Origin of the sequence: Streptomyces gottesmaniae, from assembly GCF_031845845.1 — a bacterium.
GTDB classification, from domain to species: domain Bacteria; phylum Actinomycetota; class Actinomycetes; order Streptomycetales; family Streptomycetaceae; genus Streptomyces; species Streptomyces akebiae.
The window spans coordinates 1-451 of the sequence record NZ_JAVRFJ010000137.1 but is presented as its reverse complement, the minus strand read 5'-3'; the positions used below and the strand labels follow the sequence as shown (position 1 = coordinate 451).

Genomic DNA, 451 nt, shown 5'->3' with positions numbered 1-451 from the left:
ACCCCGACCTGATCGCCCTGTACGGCGAGGACCCGCCCACCGGGCTGACCGAGGGCGAGGCCAAGGCCGCGCAGGCCGGTGCCGCGATCTACGGCGTGCGGCACACCAACCCGTACGCCGACTGCGACACCCTCGCCCAGGCGTTCTCCGACGCACCCGGCAGCAAGCCGACGGCCGGCACCGCGGCCCCGGACACCGCTGCGGACACCGACGGCGACAGCGGCGAGGCACCCGCCCCGTTCGAGGCGCCGTTCGGCAGCCCGTTCGGCGACAGCGGCCCCGACATCGGGGAGGAGCCCGGCCTCCAGGATCAGATCCTCGAACTGCTCGCCGACGGACCCAAGCAGCTCAAGGCGCTGCGCGCCGCGCTGCCCGGCTTCCAGCCCTCCAGCGTCAGCAACGCCTGCTCCCAGCTCAAGGCGAAGGGCCTGGCCATCTCGCGCAAGCGGGG

At 74.3% G+C, this 451-nt stretch carries 1 pseudogene; it reads left to right on the top strand.

The window, feature by feature from the left end:
- A pseudogene (locus RM704_RS44740) lies at window positions 1-451 on the top strand (hypothetical protein); the annotation flags it as partial.